We start from the raw sequence: 15884 nt of genomic DNA on the forward strand, positions 1-15884 counted from the left end.
TAGCTAACCCGTATCAGCCCTCACTGAAAATTAAAAAGCCCGGAGGTTATCCCCCGGGCTTTTTCCATTCAGACAGACGCGTTTACTGCCAATCGACCAGGCAGTAATGCTTTTTGCCACGGCGCAGCAGCGTGTAACGACCGAACAAACGATCGGTATCACTGAAGCTGTATTCGGCGTTGGACTGTTTCTCACCGTTGATGGTCACCGCATTGGAACCGATCATGGTGCGCGCCTGGCCACGTGAAGGCACCAGCTCGGCGTTAACCAACGCCTGCTGCAGATCGGCATCGCCATCGAGCTTGATGGTCGGCATGCCGTCCTGCGCCAACTGGGCGAAGTCTGCTTCGGTCATCTCGTGCAGCGCGCCAGAGAACAGGCTCTGGGTGATACGCTTGGCCGCAGCCAAACCTTCCGCACCGTGCACCATACCGGTCACTTCTTCTGCCAGCACATACTGGGCGCGTGGCGCTTTACCGCTGTTCTTGTCTTCTTCTTCCAGCGCGTTGATTTCGGCCAGATCCATAAAGGTGAAGAACTTCAGGAAGCGGTACACGTCGGCATCGGCGGTGTTGATCCAGAACTGGTAGAACTTGTACGGGCTGGTTTTTTCTGGCGCCAGCCAGACTGCGCCGCCTTCGGTCTTGCCAAATTTGGTACCGTCAGCCTTGGTGATCAATGGCACGGTCAGGCCAAATACCTGTTGCTGGTGCATACGGCGGGTCAGATCGATACCGGAGGTGATATTGCCCCACTGGTCGGAGCCGCCAATCTGCAGTTCAACCTGATGGCGGTTGTACAGTTCGGAGAAGTCGAAGCCCTGCAACAGGTTGTAGGAGAACTCGGTGAAAGAAATGCCCGAGTCGTCACGGTTCAGGCGCTGCTTCACCGCTTCCTTGTTGATCATCTGGTTGACGGAGAAATGCTTGCCGATATCACGCAGGAAGGTCAGCACGTTCATGCCGCCGAACCAGTCGTAGTTGTTGGCGGCAATTGCGCTGTTGCTACCACAGTCGAAATCGAGGAACGGAGAAACCTGTTTGCGGATTTTATCCACCCACTCGTTCACCGTTTCGGTGGTGTTGAGCTTGCGCTCAGCCGCTTTGAAGCTCGGATCACCAATCAGACCAGTAGCACCACCCACCAAAGCTACCGGCTTATGCCCGGCGAGCTGGAAGCGCTTCAGGCACAACAGAGGAACCAGATGGCCCAAATGCAAGCTGTCAGCGGTCGGATCGAAACCGCAATACAGTGCAATAGGCCCTTGCGCCAGTCGCTCTGCTAACGCTTCTTCATCCGTAACCTGGGCAACGAGGCCCCGCTCTTGCAGTTGTTTAATCAAGTTGCTGCTTGCCATCAATGACTCCATGTATAAACGAATGCACCTTTGTCGGTACACGACCTTTCGCCCACTGGCGAAATATTAAATTCAGAATGACGCATAGAATAAAGCGCCGGCGACATCAGTGCCAGCGCTTAAGGGGGATTTTCGCTGTTCAGGGTGCCAGTCGGTCAATTTTCCAGTCATTCCCGTCCCGTTGATACAGGAAACGGTCATGCAGACGGTTGGCGCCGCCCTGCCAGAACTCGACGGAGTCGAAATTAACCCGAAATCCACCCCAGAAACTCGGTAATGGTACTTCGCCCTGTTGGAATTTTTGCTTCAGTTCGAGGAATTTGCTCTCCAGCACGCCGCGCGCAGAAATACGCGATGACTGCTGCGAGACCCAGGCGCCGATCTGGCTGTCTTTCGGCCGGCTGGCAAAATATTTCATGACTTCGAAAGTGGACAGGCGCTCCGCCTTGCCGAGGAAAATCACCTGACGATCGAGCATGTGCCACGGAAACAGCAGGCTGACGTGCGGGTTATTCGCCAGCTGTTGCGCCTTGCGGCTGCCCAGGTTGGTGTAGAACACCAACCCTTTGTCATCAAAATGCTTGAGCAATACAATACGCTGGTAGGGCTGGCCGTTTTCATCCACCGTAGCCACACACATGGCGGTCGGATCCGCCAGACGGGCGTCACAGGCCTGTTTCAGCCAATGCTCGAACAGTTCCAGCGGATTGGCTGTCAGATCGTTACGACGCAGGCCGCCACGGGTATATTCGCGGCGCAGGTCCGCAACATCAAATTCATTATTTTCAATCATTCGGTTATCAACCAACTGAAAAATCGTGATTCTATTCTGCGCCAGCGGCGTCAGGATCTCAATCGCTCTGACGCCGCAACTGCCGGATCAATTCGTCAGCGTACAGTCGCTCATAATCACTTTGCCATTACGCTCAAGGTAGGCGTTTTGGCCCTTCGACCAAAAGGTGTATTTATCATCGCTGTATTTTGCACCGGACATGGCCAGTACCTGTTTCAGCTTCAGTTGCTCGCCGTCCATCAACATACTGACGGTGCTTTCCTTACCGTCCAGTGACACCGTCAACGGCGTGGTGCCGCACTGGTAATGCAAGGTTTGGCTGTTTTGCGGCAGAACATAACTGCAGCCGGCCAGCACCAATGTGCCGGCGGCAATAATGATTTTTTTCATGCTGTTGCTCCTTAGGGAAATCTATCGATTTCTATCCTAACAGAGCTAACGGCCCCCCAAAGGCAAAACCGGATAAATCCCACCCAGCAGGGTTTCACAGCTGGCACCGGTCACCGAAGGCAGGTTGCCGGGTTGCCCGGACAAGGTGCGAAACGCCAGCCAGGCAAAGGCCAATGCCTCCATATCGTCGCCGCTAATGCCGAAATCGTCAGTCAGACAGACCTCGGTTCCTGGCAACAACGCAGACATCCGGGCCATCAGCAACAGATTCCGTGCCCCACCGCCGCAAACCAGCAGACGTTCACAGCCGCCCGCCAGCTGAACCTGTTCGCAGATGGTGACCGCCGTCAGTTCCGTCAACGTGGTTTGCACATCCACCGGGCTGACTGCCGCCAGACCTGCGAGCTGGCGCTCCAGCCAGGCCGCGTTGAAATATTCACGCCCGGTGCTTTTCGGTGCAGGTAGCGAGAAGTAAGGATCGGCCAGCATCTGTTGCAACAGCGGCAAGCAAACACGTCCCGCCATCGCCCAACCACCATCCTTATCGTAAGGCAGCGATTGATGACGCCATATCCAGGCATCCATCAGCATATTGCCCGGCCCGGTATCGAAGCCACGTACCGCAGCCCCCGGCAACAACATCGACAGATTGGCGATGCCGCCGATATTCAGCACCATACGTCGCTCTACCGGGTGTGACAGCAGTGCCTGATGGAAGGCAGGTACCAATGGAGCCCCCTGACCGCCGTAGGCCATGTCACGTCGGCGAAAATCGCCAACGGTGGTGATATTGGTCAGCGCGGCGATGCGATTATTGTCACCCAGTTGCATAGAAAAACGCGCATCCCCCTCGGGTTCATGCCAAACCGTCTGGCCATGACAACCGATGGCGGTGATGTCGTGCGCCGCCACACCGGTTTGCTTCAGCAAGCCCAGTACCGCCTCGCCAAACAGCGTACCAAGCTGCGCATCCAGCCGCCCGACCGCAGAAAGCGTGGTCTGCTGGCCCTGACACATCCCGAGAATATCCTGCTTCAGTTGGAGCGGCATCGGATGGCTGTAACTGGCCTGTTGCGCCACCATACGTCCGTCAATTGCAGCAAGCACCACATCAACCCCATCCAGACTGGTGCCAGACATAACACCTATATAGCGGCCTGACTTCATAGCAATATCCTTTACCCTAGCGGGGAAGCAAAAATTTTGACCTGACAAATAAACCAGAATTGCCACATTAACGCCATGAACTATGTTGTATTTTCTCAGCTCTGTGAGCAATGTGCCTGTTTTTAGCCCACACCGAATATTGATAAGTACGGCTAAACAGCGCCTCAACACGCAATGGAATTTCTTCCAGGGCTGTTATAAAGCTAAACCACCGTTTATTATTGGTTGAACAGAGCAAAGTTAAGCTGCGTGCAGTGACGAGTCGTGGTGATGTACGTGGGTTTAAGCCATACTTTGTTCTATCATTTTACTGAATCTGGCCTGGCAAGGTTTCCCAGGTTATGGACTACTACCAACAGGAGTTTTATATGATCAAGCGTCTTCTCGTCGTTGCCATCGCCGCAGTTACGCTGGCAGGGTGCGCCAATGATTCCATGTCCGGCGACGTTTATTCCGCCTCGCAGGCCAAACAGGTGCAAACCGTGACTTACGGCACGCTGGTTTCTGTGCGCCCGGTCAAGATCCAGGGTAGTGAAACATCGAACACCATTGGCGCCATCGGTGGTGCCGTACTGGGTGGTTTCCTCGGTAACACCGTCGGCGGCGGCACAGGCCGTAGCCTGGCGACTGCAGCCGGCGCTGTAGCAGGTGGTGTAGCCGGTAACAGCATCGGTGAAGCTGCCGGCCGTACTACGGGCTATGAGCTGGAAATCAAGACCGACCAGAAAGAGAACATCGTGGTGGTTCAGAAGGCGGGCGACACCAAGTTCAGCCCAGGGCAACGCGTTCGTATGGCTCGCACTGGCGACACCATCACCGTATCCCCACTGTAAGCTGTACTTAGCAGGTAAAACCGGAGGCTTTAGGCCTCCGGTTTCATTTCCGATGCTGTGAAATCTAATCGTAAAAAGAAGAATTTCTTATTGTTTATTTTGCAGTTCAGTAATGTTTTGTTCCAACTTGCCAATCAAACCTACCAACAATTGCACTTCGTCAGTGGTAATCCCACTCAAAATTTCGCCCCGCGTCGAACTGATCACGCTGTCCACCTCCCGGATGATGGGCTCGGCAGCTTCAGTCAGCTTGATACGCTTCGCACGCCGGTCATTGGCGCAGGTGTGGCGAGTAATCAGCCCCTTTTCTTCTAACTGGTCCAGAGTGCGAACCAATGACGGTTGCTCAATGCCGATCGCCTTGGCCAGCTGGATCTGCGACTGCTCCGGCGGTAGGCGATTGATACTGTGCAGGGTTACCCAATGTGTTTGCGTCAGCGCCAGCGGCTTGAGCCGATGATCGATCAGCGCGCGCCAAACACGAACTAATCGTGCTAAATCGGAACCTAATGTTGACTCCACTTACCCCTCCTTATAATTAGCATGCTAACATACCCTCCCAGAGTTTAGACTATTTTGAGTAACTAACATTAAAAACACAAATGTATATAATGTATATTGTGGAATTAGCCACCATTTTGGCCAGTTATTGTTTATTCTCTATGCAAAGACTCAACATATTCACTCATCGGGATTGTTAATGTGAATACTTCATGGCTCCATGCCTCGTCCCCGCTACCCGATTTGGTGCTGGGCGCCTCGCTTTATTTTCCACCCATATTTAAGGCTGTGTTGCTTGGCCTGGTTTTATGGCTACTGGTACACCACCTGTTGCGAGACTGGATTTATTCCGGCGAAATTTGGCATCCCATGCTGATGGATTTGTCTATTTTCGTCATTGCCGTCAGCGGCGCCCTGTGGCTTTTAGCGAGTTGGTAACCGATGACACATAAAACATTAAAATATTTTTCTACGGTAATCGTCTGCGCCATTGCCATCTGTGCCGGCTGGTGGTTGTGGAATTATTATATGCAATCCCCGTGGACCCGTGATGGAAAGGTACGCGCCGAACTCGTCAATATCACACCAGAAGTTTCTGGAAGATTAGAGAAAATAACCGTTCATGACAATCAGTTCATACCTGCGGGAAGTCTGATTTTTGCGATCGACCCCGTGCCATACCAGATTGCGCTCGACAATGCTGAGGCCGCGCTGGCAAAAGCGCAGTCCGATATGGCCAAAACAGACCATGAGGCAGCCCGCCGCCGCAGCTTGCCCAAAAATGTTATTTCTGCCGAAGACATGGATGAGTCAAATTTAGCAGCCCAGGCAATGAAAGCCGCTTATAAAGCCGCTCAGGCCAATCTGGAACAGGCAAAGTGGAATTTAAGTAAAACTAAAATTTATGCCCCTACCGATGGCTATATCACCAATTTACAGGCCCGGGTTGGAAACTATGCCAGCGTAGGTACCCCCCTGGTCGCACTGGTCGACGTACACTCTTTTTATGTCCTCGGCTATTTTGAAGAAACCAAATTAAAGCATATAAAAGAAGGCAACAAAGCGGATATCGTTTTATATAATGGCAATACTCCTCTCCAGGGCGAAGTAGAAAGCATTGGCCGTGCCATTTACGATCAGAGCGTTGAAAGCAGCAGTGATTTATTAATGGACGTGAAGCCCAACGTGCCTTGGGTACGGCTGGCTCAGCGCGTTCCGGTGCGGATAAAACTGCTGAATGTGCCCGCTGATTTACCCCTGGTGGCGGGCACCACCTGCACCATCTCCATTCATCAGTAAGGCTAACCAGTGAACCTGCCTTTTTTGGAATGGAAGCGTACCCCCTGGGGGAAAGCCAGCGCTGGGCAATGGCGTTATGCGCTGCGCAATTCGCTGGCGATGTGCCTTTCGTTGTGGGTAGCGTTCGTCCTCAATCTTGACGAGCCTTACTGGGCCCTCACCTCAGCGGCAGTGGTCAGTTTCCCCACCGTCGGTGGCGTGATCAGTAAAAGCATCGGGCGCGTTTTCGGTAGCCTGGTCGGTGCTGCCGCGTCGGTGGCGATTGCCGGTCATTGCCTCAACGATCCCTGGCTGTTCACGCTTTTTATTGCCGCCTGGATCGGCCTGTGTACTTACATTTCCAATCATTATCAAAACAACGTCTCCTATGCCTTTGCCCTGGCAGGCTATACCGCCGCGATCATCGCCTTTAGTACGGTCAACGTCACCGATACCCAGCAAATCTTTGATATCGCCCAGGCACGTGTTTGCGAGGTGATCACCGGTATTCTGTGCGGCGGACTGATGATGATGATCCTGCCCAGCACTTCGGACGGTGAAGCACTGTTGACCTCCCTGCGGCGCATGCACCTGCGGTTGCTGGAGCACGCTGCGATGCTGTGGCAACCCGAGATCACCGTACAGATGCGCACGTCACATGAAGGGGTTATCGGCCAGATCCTGACCATGAACCTGTTGCGCATTCAGGCCTTTTGGAGTCACTACCGGCTGCGTCGGCAAAATAACCTGCTCAACTATATGCTGCATCAGCAACTGCGCATTACCAGCGTGATCTCCAGCCTGCGCCGCATGCTGCTGAACTGGCCGGATCGCCCGGCCAACCTGGCGACCGTTTTGGATCAGTTGCTGAACGAACTACGTAATCCTGATACTGATAAATATCGGCTGGCCCGCATCCTGCAGCAGATCGCCCCACAGGATCCTGCCGATTACCGCCATCGTGCCTTTTGGCTACGCCTACGCCATTTCTGCTGGCTGTACCTTAACTGCAGCCGCTGGTTGCAACGGCTGGAGAGCGCTACCCCGGTCAGCGAGATACAACCGCCGCGTGTAACGTCTCTGGCCCGTCATACCGACAGTTACGAGGCCGCCTATAATGGCCTGCGCACTTTTCTGTGCATTATCCTCGGCTGTGCTTACTGGATTAACACCCAGTGGGATGCCGGCAGTTCGGCCCTGACGCTGGTTGCCATCAGTTGCGTGCTCTATTCCTCCACACCCTCACCGATCAACAGCATCACCACACTGCTGAAGGCAGTGACACTGCTTTCGATCGTCTGTTTTATGGTGAAGTTTGGCCTGATGATTCAGATAGATGATTTGTGGTTGTTCTGCGCTTTCCTGTTCCCAGTGCTGGTCACCATGCAGATGCTCAAGCTGCAGAATCCGTCCTATGCCGCACTCTGGGGGCAACTGATCGTGTTTATGGGTTCGTTTTTGTCCGTCACCAATCCGCCAAGCTACGATTATCAGTCGTTTATCAATGACAGTATCGGCAAAATTGTCGGCGTGCTGTTGGCCGGTCTGGCGTTCCAGATCTTGCGGCCGAGTTCAGACAAACGCAAAAGCCGACGCATTATCCGTGCCCTGCGACGAGACTTTATCGATCAACTGAGTAAAAAACCGCAACAGAGTGAGAGCCAGTTTGAATCGCTGATTTATCACCGCATCAGCCAATTGAATCAAAGCCAGGATCAAGAGGCACGCAGTTGGTTATTGCGTTGGGGCGTGGTGCTGCTCAACTGCAGCCATATCGTCTGGCAACTGCGTGACTGGCAGACCCGCTCCGATCCGCTCTCGGCGGTGCGTGACGTCTGCATACACTGTTTGCGGGGCATTATGACGGAAAAAGGCGTACAGCACCGTTCACTGGACGCCAGCTTGCAAGAGCTGCAACGCATGAGTAATGCACTGGCGCACCACCCGGAACAGGCGGCGCGCGATCTGGCCGGGTTAATTTGGCGGCTTTATTGTTCGTTGCAACAGTTACAGCAGGCTATCACCCCGCCTGACAGTGCAGCAACCGCGGGCTAAGTGGCTTTATCACTTAATAACGCCACAGGCGAAACGCTCTCCACCACCACCCAGAGGTTTCGGGTGATCGGAGTGGTTATCGCCACCAGCATGTACCATCAGCGCCCTGCCGGTTATTTCACTGATTTTTTTCAGCCGTGGAGCCAATACCGGATAACTGGCCATGCCATCGTCCGTTACGTAAATTGCCGGCAGGTCACCCAAATGGCCGTCGGCATAGGGACCCAGGTGTTTACCGGTTTTTTGCGGATCAAAATGGCCTCCCGCCGCCAGTGCAGCAACCGCCTTGCCCTCTTTCATCCCCGGCTCGCAACTGCCGTTTTCATGAACGTGGAATCCGTGCACGCCAGCCGGTAACGCTTTGAGCTGCGGAGTAAACAACAAGCCATAAGGCGTTTCGCTGATCGTCACCTTGCCAATTTCCTGACCAATTCCCTGTCCGGTCACCAGATTCATGTCAACATCCACCGTCGCCGCCTGAGCGGCTCCGCAAGCCATCAAACCGAAGGCCGCATACCAATAATGTTTCATCAATCAATCTCCTTGGAATACCTGTGAGTGTTCAAGTATAGGGGAATCTGTGACACAACCGCCCAAAACGCGCACAATTTTGCCGATCAAATTCGCATTCTGAATAATTCATACTAATAATAATTCTACCGATGTCGGTCCTCTGACCAGCTGCCGTTCGGTATATCCTCTCTACCAGCACAAGCTGCAATAGCTATTCAAAGATCACCCCGGCACTGCAGCTAGTTCATAAGGAACTGATATGGGAATCTTTAATTATCAAGGGCTCAACGAGGAAAAATCCAAGGCGTTATTCACTGACGCTCTGGCGATTTCCACTTATGCCTATCACAATATCGACAATGGCTTTGATGAGGGCTACCACAATACCGGTTTTGGATTGGGTTTACCGTTAACGCTGGTGACGGCGTTAATTGGCAGTACGCAATCACAAGGTGGGTTACCCGGTATTCCCTGGAATCCGGATTCGGAAAAGGCGGCACTGGAAGCGGTAAATAACGCCGGTTGGTCAGTAATAGGGGCCGACCAATTGGGTTATACCGGTAAAACCGACGCGCGTGGTACCTATTACGGTGAAACCCTGGGTTACACCACCGCACAGGCCGAAGTCTTGGGAAAATATGACAGCGAAGGTAATCTCACCTCCATTGGTATTGCTTTTCGTGGCACCAGCGGTCCGCGAGAATCCCTGATTACCGATAGCATTGGAGATCTGATTAATGACCTGTTGGCGGGTTTTGGCCCTGCCGGTTATGCCGATAATTACAGCCTGAAGGCCTTTGGTACCCTGCTGGGTGATGTCGCCAAATTCGCCCAGGCGCACGGGCTGAGCGGAGATGATGTGACCATCAGCGGCCACAGCCTGGGTGGGCTGGCGGTTAATAGCATGGCGGCACTCAGCGACGATAATTGGGGTGGCTTCTACGCGCCATCGAACTATGTGGCGTTCGCCTCGCCAACGCAATACGAGACTGGCGGCAAGGTGATTAATATCGGCTATGAAAACGACCCCGTATTCCGCGCATTGGACGGCACCAACCTGACATTAGCCTCTTTAGGCGTACATGATTCGCCGCAGGAGTCGGCCACCAATAGTATTGTTAACTTCAACGATCACTATGCTTCTGACGCCTGGAATATCCTGCCCTTCTCAATCCTGAATATTCCGACCTGGCTATCCCATCTGCCCTTCTTTTATCAGGACGGATTGATGCGGGTACTCAATTCAGAGTTTTATTCACTGACCGGCAAAGACTCGACGGTGATTGTCTCCAACCTCTCGGATGTCACCCGCGGTACTACCTGGGTTGAGGATCTCAATCGCAACGCTGAGAAACACAGCGGCCCAACCTTTATTGTTGGCAGTGACAGCAATGATTTAATCAAGGGCGGCACCGGGAACGATTATCTTGAGGGCCGTGCCGGTAATGACACTTTCCGCGACAACGGTGGTTTTAATATTATTTCCGGCGGCGAAGGCAATAACACTCTGGATCTGCAGCACGCATTGAAAAATAGCGAGGTCGCCTACGACGGCAATACGCTCTACCTGCGTGACACCAAAGGCGGTATCACCCTGGCCGAGGATATTGGCACACTGCGTACGAAAGAAACCGCTTGGGTCATCTTCAGCAAAGAGCTGGACCATCAGGTTACCAGCGCCGGCTTAAAATCGAGCGAAGGGCTGAAAGCCTATGCCTCGTCGCTCAACGGCGGTGCCGGCGATGACAACTTACAGGCGCGTGCCGGTGATAAATGGCTGTTCGGCAACGATGGCAACGACACCCTGATTGGCCATGCCGGCGGTAATTTAACCTTCGTCGGCGGCGCCGGTAACGACGTCATACACAGTCAGGGCGACAGCAATACCTTCCTGTTCAGTGGCGATTTCGGTCAGGACCAGATTTACGGCTATCAGGCGCAGGACAAACTGGTCTTTATGGGGGCCGATGGCAGCAGCGCGGGCGGTAACTTCCGCGATTTTGTTTCTGAAGTGAATGACAATCTGGTGTTTAACTTTGGCGGCAATACGGTCACGCTGGTCGGAATGGGGCTCAACAGCCTATCGGACGGCCAGGTGGTGCTGGCGTAAAAAACCGGGCAGCCTTGGCTGCCCGGTTTCTTATGGCAATTTATGGTACGTCGTAACCCAGAGCCGCCTTGCGAATACGGAACCACTGCTGACGGTTCAACGTCAACTGCTGTGCCTTCAGCGCCGAACGTACGCGCTCAATCTTGCCGGAGCCAATAATCGGCAGCGGTGACGACGGCAAACGCATCACCCAGGCGTAGACCACCTGTTCGATAGTCTCGGCGCCAATCTCCTGAGCCACCGCCTGCAACTCATCACGCAGCGGCTGGAACTCGGCGTCGTTGAACAGGCGGCCACCACCTAAACAAGACCAGGCCATCGGCTTGATGCGCAATTGCTGGCACTGATCCAGGGTGCCATCCAGAATAGCCGGCTGATGGATCGGCGAAATTTCCAGTTGATTGGTCACCAGTGAGAACGGCAGACGCGACTGCAGCAGCGTGAACTGCGTGGTGGTGAAGTTGGATACGCCGAAATGACGTACCTTGCCGCTTTTATGCAGTGCCACAAAGGCCTCGGCCACCTCATCGGCATCCATTAACGGATCCGGCCGGTGGATCAACAGCAGATCAAGGTAATCGGTATGCAGATGCGCCAGCGAGCGCTCCGCGCTGTAAACGATATGCTCACGGTCAGTAATGTAGTGGCCGATCGGGTTACCCGGCTTGGCGGTGGTGGCGATGCCGCACTTGGACACCAGCTCCATCGACTGGCGCAGTGAAGGCTTCAGGCGCATCGCTTCACCAAAGGCTTGTTCGCAGGCATAGCCACCGTAAATATCCGCATGGTCGGCAGTAGTGACACCCAGCTCAATATGCTGCTCAATAAACGCCAGCAACTGCTGCGGCGACATGCCCCACTCCATCAAACGCCAGTATCCGCAAATCATGCGGGAAAATTCAGGCCCCTGGGGCGCGAGCTGTACACGGTTTACCATTGTTGAAACCTCATGACTTTGTTTAATGCCAGCATACACAAGCGGATAACGCGGTGGGAAGCGGAAAGCCGCGCTTACGTGCGGCAGATCAGAAATGACTTAGAACAGCGAGGGTTGTTCCGGCAGAGGCTCATCCGGTTGTTTATTAGCTCGCTGCAGACGCAGCAAGCGTTGGTGGCACAGGCGCAGCACGTCGCGTTTTTGTGCATCGCTCATTTGCATCCAGCCAAAGCGTTCCTCGCGGCTGCGCAGGCAACCACGGCAAAAGCCGCGATCGTCGGCCTGACAAATGCCGCGACACGGGCTGGGAATGTCAAAAAACTCGAGCTGCTGCGCCACACGTCCTCCTGCGTTCTCTTGCTAATTGAAGACGCCATCGGCGCCGCTGGCAAGTGACTTTTCGGCATGACGGTGAAAATAATCGCGTAAATACCGCAGCGCCTGACGATTTTTCTCCGGCATTGCCCGTTCGAGCGTCATCGCGTGCAATCGCAGCGGTGCCGGTCGCCATTCAGGCATCAGTTGGATCAGTTCACCGCGCTGCAATTCATCCTCTATTTCATACAGCGGTTGAATCGAGATCCCCAGACCGCTGCGAGTAAAGGCGCGCATCACATTCATGCTGTCGCTGACGATCTGCCCTTCCGCCAGACGCAATTTTAACTGTTGCCCGCCCTGATGATGTAAATCCAGATGCGCGCCGCTGAAAGCGCCGGAGATCCAGCGGTGCTGCACCAGGTCCTGCGGTGTCTCGGGTACGCCATGCACGCTGAGATAGCGCGGTGCGGCACACAGCACCATCGGCCATTCCGCCAGTGGATGGGCAATCATATTGGCATCCGCCAGTTGACGATTGACCCGCAGTGCAATGTCGATCCGTTGTTCGATCATGTCGACGATTCGATCATCCGCCAACACCCGCAGAGTCAGTTTGGGATGCGCCTGCAGCAGCGGTGCCAGCGCCTCTGCGAGCGGACGCCCGCCGATGCCAATGGTGGTAGCAATGCGCAACTCCCCCACCAGAGTGTCACGCAGCTCGGCCAGCCGCTGTTCAGCCTGCTGCGCCTGAAACAGCATTGCCTCGCAGCCGGGGTGAAATGCCGCCCCTGCCTCAGTCAGCGCCAACCGTCGTGTAGAACGATGTAACAACGGCACACCGAGCGCTTTTTCCAACGAACGCATATGCTGGCTGACCGCCGATGGCGTCATGCCCAGCCGCCGGGCCGCTCCGGCAAAGGATCCTTCCGCCACCACGGTGGCGAAAACCGCCATTCGATTCAGTTTATCCACGATTATGAAGTTTTACTTACTCAAGAAAGCATGAATATGGCACTAATCAACCCTATTGTTAAGTACTACATTGTAGATACGCGCTCAGGTGAATCTGAGCTGATAAACGACAGGAGCAAACAGATGAAAGTAGCCATTATTGGAGCAACAGGTTTTGTTGGCCGCCGCGTGGTGGATGAAGCACTGGCCCGCGGTTTGCAGGTCACGGCGATTGCACGTCAGCAAAAAGACTTGCCCGACAACGCAAACCTGACCATCGCATTGGGCGACGTCGCCGACACCGAATGGCTGGCGAAACAGCTAACCGGTCAGGACGCGGTAATCAGCGCCTTTAACCCGGGTTGGGCGGAAGAAAATCTGTACGAGAAAACCACCAGAGGCTCACAACAGATCCTGGACGCGGTGAAAAAATCCGGCGTAAAACGCCTGCTGGTGGTTGGCGGTGCCGGCAGCCTGGAAGTGGCGCCTGGCGTTGAACTGGTCGATACCCCGCAGTTCCCGGAAAATATCCGCCCGGGTGCGCAGGCCGTGCGTGATTTACGCAACAAATTGCGTAATGACTCCCAACTCGACTGGACCTATTTATCTCCAGCCGCGCTGCTGGAGCCCGGCAAGCGTACCGGTCAGTTCCGCCTGGGTACCACCAAACTGCTAATGAACGGCCAGGCACCCGCCGGTATTTCGGTGGAAGACCTGTCGGTAGCGATTATCGACGAGATCGAAAAACCGCAGTTTATTAAAGCGCAATTTACCGCCGCCTATTAATCATTCTCGCCTTAATCCCTCGCCAGACCGTCCGGTCTGGCGTCTCTCAAGCTAAACCAAAAGTAAACGCCCGCGTAACCATGATAAATCTCTAAGGTTTTCTTAAGTTTCATCCTGTAAATTTCAGCGCATTACTCAATATCAGGATTCAGATTTGGCAATGTCGTTACGTCAACGCTTACAGTGCAACAGCCTGGGTTTTATCCTCGCCAGTGCCTTATTCTTCACTCTGTTCCAGAATGCGTTATTCCTTCATAAAGCCTGGTCGTATATCAGCTTCGATAACGTCCACAGCGTGATTTTCGCCGCCACCATGCCGGTGGTGATTTTCTGTGCGTTGAATATTATCTTCAGCGTGCTGACCGTGCCGTTTTTACGCAAGCCACTGATGATTTTCTTCCTGCTCGGCAGCGCGGCCGCCAACTACTTTATGTTCAGTTACGGCGTGGTGATCGACGGCAATATGATGCAGAACGCCTTCGAAACCAATCCTCAGGAAGCCACGGCGCTGTTGACGCCACGCATGGGCCTGTGGCTGTTATTGCTGGGTATTCTGCCTGCGGTAGTGGTTTGCTTTATCGAAATCCGTAAGACTCGCCCATGGTGGTACATGGTCGGGTTACGGGCCGCTAACGTGATGCTCTCGGTAGTGGTGATCCTGATTATCGCCGCCCTGTTTTATAAGGATTACGCGTCGCTTATCCGTAATAACAAAAGCGTGGTGAAAATGCTGACGCCGTCGAACTTCGTTTCCGGCACCATCAAATTTACCCAGCAACGTTACTTCACCCGCAATTTACCGCTGGTGAAAATCGGTGAAGATGCGCGTAAAGGCCCACTGATTACTGCGCAGCAAAAGAAAACCCTGGTGATCCTGGTTGTAGGAGAAACGGCACGCGCCGAGAACTTCTCATTGAGCGGCTATGAGCGAGAAACCAATCCACGCCTGAAACAGCAAAACGTGGTGTACTTTAAAAACGCCAGTTCCTGCGGCACCGAAACGGCGATCTCCGTGCCTTGCATGTTCTCCAACATGCCACGTCAGGATTATGACGCCACCCAGGCTACCCATCAGGAAGGCATGCTTGACGTACTGGCGCATGCCGGGGTCAATGTGTTGTGGCGCGAAAACGACGGCGGATGCAAAGGTGCCTGCGATCGCGTGCCGCACGTTGACATGACCAAGTTGAAACTGCCGCAGGATTGCGACGGTGACGTCTGTATGGATAACGTGCTGCTGTACAAACTGAACGACTATATCAACAGCCTGAAAGATGACGGCGTGATAGTGCTGCACCAGATGGGCAGTCACGGGCCGGCCTACTACCGTCGCAGCACGCCAGAGTTCCAGAAGTTCTCGCCCACCTGCAACAGCAATCAGATCCAGGATTGCAGCCACGAACAGTTGGTGAATACCTATGACAACTCGCTGCTTTATACCGACGCCATGCTGGACGACACCATCAAGCTGTTGCAACAACACAGCGACAAGTTCAACACCGCGCTGGTGTATCTGTCTGACCACGGTGAATCGCTGGGCGAAAACGGCATGTATCTGCACGGTACCCCTTACGTGTTTGCCCCAAGCCAGCAGACCCACGTCCCCTTCCTGATGTGGATGTCCGCGGACTATGAGCGCAACTTCAAGGTTGATCGCCAATGCCTGAGTAACATGGCGGAAAAGGATGATGTCTCGCAAGACAACCTGTTCCATACCATGCTTGGCATGCTGAACGTGCAAACACGGGAATATCAACCGCAGCTGGATATTCTGCAGCGCTGCCGGGGAGCCGCCTAAGGGCTTAACTTCCGCGCTTTATTCAGGCAAAGTATCACTCATCATAACCGGCATTTTTATGCCGGTTTTTTTATTGTTATTGACCTAGACCAATCGG

Annotated in this window: 16 protein-coding genes; 7 read left to right on the forward strand and 9 right to left on the reverse strand. The window is 54.0% G+C overall.

Annotated elements, in window-relative coordinates; all coding sequences use genetic code 11:
* Window positions 1-82: 82 nt before the first annotated feature.
* From tyrS to anmK, 4 genes are all read right to left on the reverse strand, one after another.
* On the reverse strand, window positions 83-1357 hold the full coding sequence (tyrS, locus tag FCL49_RS03670; RefSeq protein WP_174352474.1) for a tyrosine--tRNA ligase: 1275 nt from the start codon (window positions 1355-1357) through the stop codon (window positions 83-85).
* Window positions 1358-1496: 139 nt separating this feature from the next.
* Window positions 1497-2150, reverse strand: a complete 654-nt coding sequence (pdxH, locus tag FCL49_RS03675; protein WP_135316370.1) for a pyridoxamine 5'-phosphate oxidase — start codon at window positions 2148-2150, stop codon at window positions 1497-1499.
* A gap of 87 nt (window positions 2151-2237) precedes the next feature.
* A complete protein-coding gene (locus FCL49_RS03680; RefSeq protein ID WP_174352475.1) occupies window positions 2238-2540 on the reverse strand; it encodes an MliC family protein in 303 nt (100 codons plus the stop codon).
* Between the two features lie 45 nt (window positions 2541-2585).
* Window positions 2586-3707, reverse strand: coding sequence for an anhydro-N-acetylmuramic acid kinase (anmK, locus tag FCL49_RS03685; RefSeq protein ID WP_174352476.1), 1122 nt, complete (start codon window positions 3705-3707; stop codon window positions 2586-2588).
* Between the two features lie 368 nt (window positions 3708-4075).
* On the opposite strand from anmK, the gene FCL49_RS03690 reads away from it, so the two are divergent.
* Window positions 4076-4540 carry a glycine zipper 2TM domain-containing protein gene (locus tag FCL49_RS03690; protein ID WP_099062075.1) on the forward strand — a complete coding sequence of 155 codons (465 nt, stop codon included), beginning with the start codon at window positions 4076-4078 and terminating at the stop codon, window positions 4538-4540.
* 87 nt (window positions 4541-4627) lie between these two features.
* On the opposite strand, the gene slyA is transcribed toward FCL49_RS03690, so the two are convergent.
* Entirely contained in the window at window positions 4628-5062 is a 435-nt protein-coding gene (gene slyA, locus FCL49_RS03695) for a transcriptional regulator SlyA (RefSeq protein ID WP_174352477.1), read from the reverse strand.
* Window positions 5063-5242: 180 nt separating this feature from the next.
* Here slyA and FCL49_RS03700 point away from each other — a divergent pair, with 180 nt between their 5' ends.
* The 3 genes from FCL49_RS03700 to FCL49_RS03710 are packed head-to-tail and all read left to right on the forward strand — an operon-like array spanning window position 5243 to window position 8374.
* A complete protein-coding gene (locus tag FCL49_RS03700) occupies window positions 5243-5479 on the forward strand; it encodes a DUF1656 domain-containing protein (RefSeq protein ID WP_012144944.1) in 237 nt (78 codons plus the stop codon).
* Window positions 5480-5482: 3 nt separating this feature from the next.
* Window positions 5483-6340: an efflux RND transporter periplasmic adaptor subunit gene (locus FCL49_RS03705; RefSeq protein ID WP_174352478.1), complete on the forward strand. Its 858-nt coding sequence runs from the start codon at window positions 5483-5485 to the stop codon at window positions 6338-6340.
* 9 nt (window positions 6341-6349) lie between these two features.
* Entirely contained in the window at window positions 6350-8374 is a 2025-nt protein-coding gene (locus FCL49_RS03710; protein ID WP_174352479.1) for an FUSC family protein, read from the forward strand.
* Window positions 8375-8383: 9 nt separating this feature from the next.
* Here the strand turns inward: FCL49_RS03710 and sodC are convergent, their stop codons facing one another.
* The gene (sodC, locus tag FCL49_RS03715) at window positions 8384-8905 is read right to left on the reverse strand and encodes a superoxide dismutase family protein (protein WP_174352480.1); all 522 of its coding nucleotides are present in this window, start codon (window positions 8903-8905) and stop codon (window positions 8384-8386) included.
* 241 nt (window positions 8906-9146) lie between these two features.
* On the opposite strand from sodC, the gene FCL49_RS03720 reads away from it, so the two are divergent.
* Window positions 9147-10997: a polyurethane esterase gene (locus FCL49_RS03720; protein ID WP_174352481.1), complete on the forward strand. Its 1851-nt coding sequence runs from the start codon at window positions 9147-9149 to the stop codon at window positions 10995-10997.
* 40 nt (window positions 10998-11037) lie between these two features.
* Here FCL49_RS03720 and FCL49_RS03725 read toward each other — a convergent pair whose 3' ends face one another.
* The 3 genes from FCL49_RS03725 to FCL49_RS03735 form a co-directional block, all read right to left on the reverse strand.
* The gene (locus tag FCL49_RS03725; RefSeq protein WP_174352482.1) at window positions 11038-11934 is read right to left on the reverse strand and encodes an aldo/keto reductase; all 897 of its coding nucleotides are present in this window, start codon (window positions 11932-11934) and stop codon (window positions 11038-11040) included.
* Between the two features lie 99 nt (window positions 11935-12033).
* On the reverse strand, window positions 12034-12273 hold the full coding sequence (locus FCL49_RS03730; protein ID WP_174352483.1) for a DUF1289 domain-containing protein: 240 nt from the start codon (window positions 12271-12273) through the stop codon (window positions 12034-12036).
* Window positions 12274-12294: 21 nt separating this feature from the next.
* Window positions 12295-13224: a LysR substrate-binding domain-containing protein gene (locus tag FCL49_RS03735; RefSeq protein ID WP_261420332.1), complete on the reverse strand. Its 930-nt coding sequence runs from the start codon at window positions 13222-13224 to the stop codon at window positions 12295-12297.
* Window positions 13225-13347: 123 nt separating this feature from the next.
* Here FCL49_RS03735 and FCL49_RS03740 point away from each other — a divergent pair, with 123 nt between their 5' ends.
* Together FCL49_RS03740 and eptA are read left to right on the forward strand one after the other, a co-directional pair.
* Window positions 13348-13989, forward strand: a complete 642-nt coding sequence (locus FCL49_RS03740; RefSeq protein ID WP_174352484.1) for an NAD(P)-dependent oxidoreductase — start codon at window positions 13348-13350, stop codon at window positions 13987-13989.
* A gap of 160 nt (window positions 13990-14149) precedes the next feature.
* Entirely contained in the window at window positions 14150-15787 is a 1638-nt protein-coding gene (gene eptA, locus FCL49_RS03745) for a phosphoethanolamine transferase EptA (RefSeq protein WP_174352485.1), read from the forward strand.
* The last annotated feature ends 97 nt before the right edge of the window (window positions 15788-15884 follow it).

Origin of the sequence: Serratia proteamaculans (assembly GCF_013337185.1) — a bacterium.
GTDB classification, from domain to species: Bacteria; Pseudomonadota; Gammaproteobacteria; order Enterobacterales; family Enterobacteriaceae; genus Serratia; species Serratia proteamaculans_D.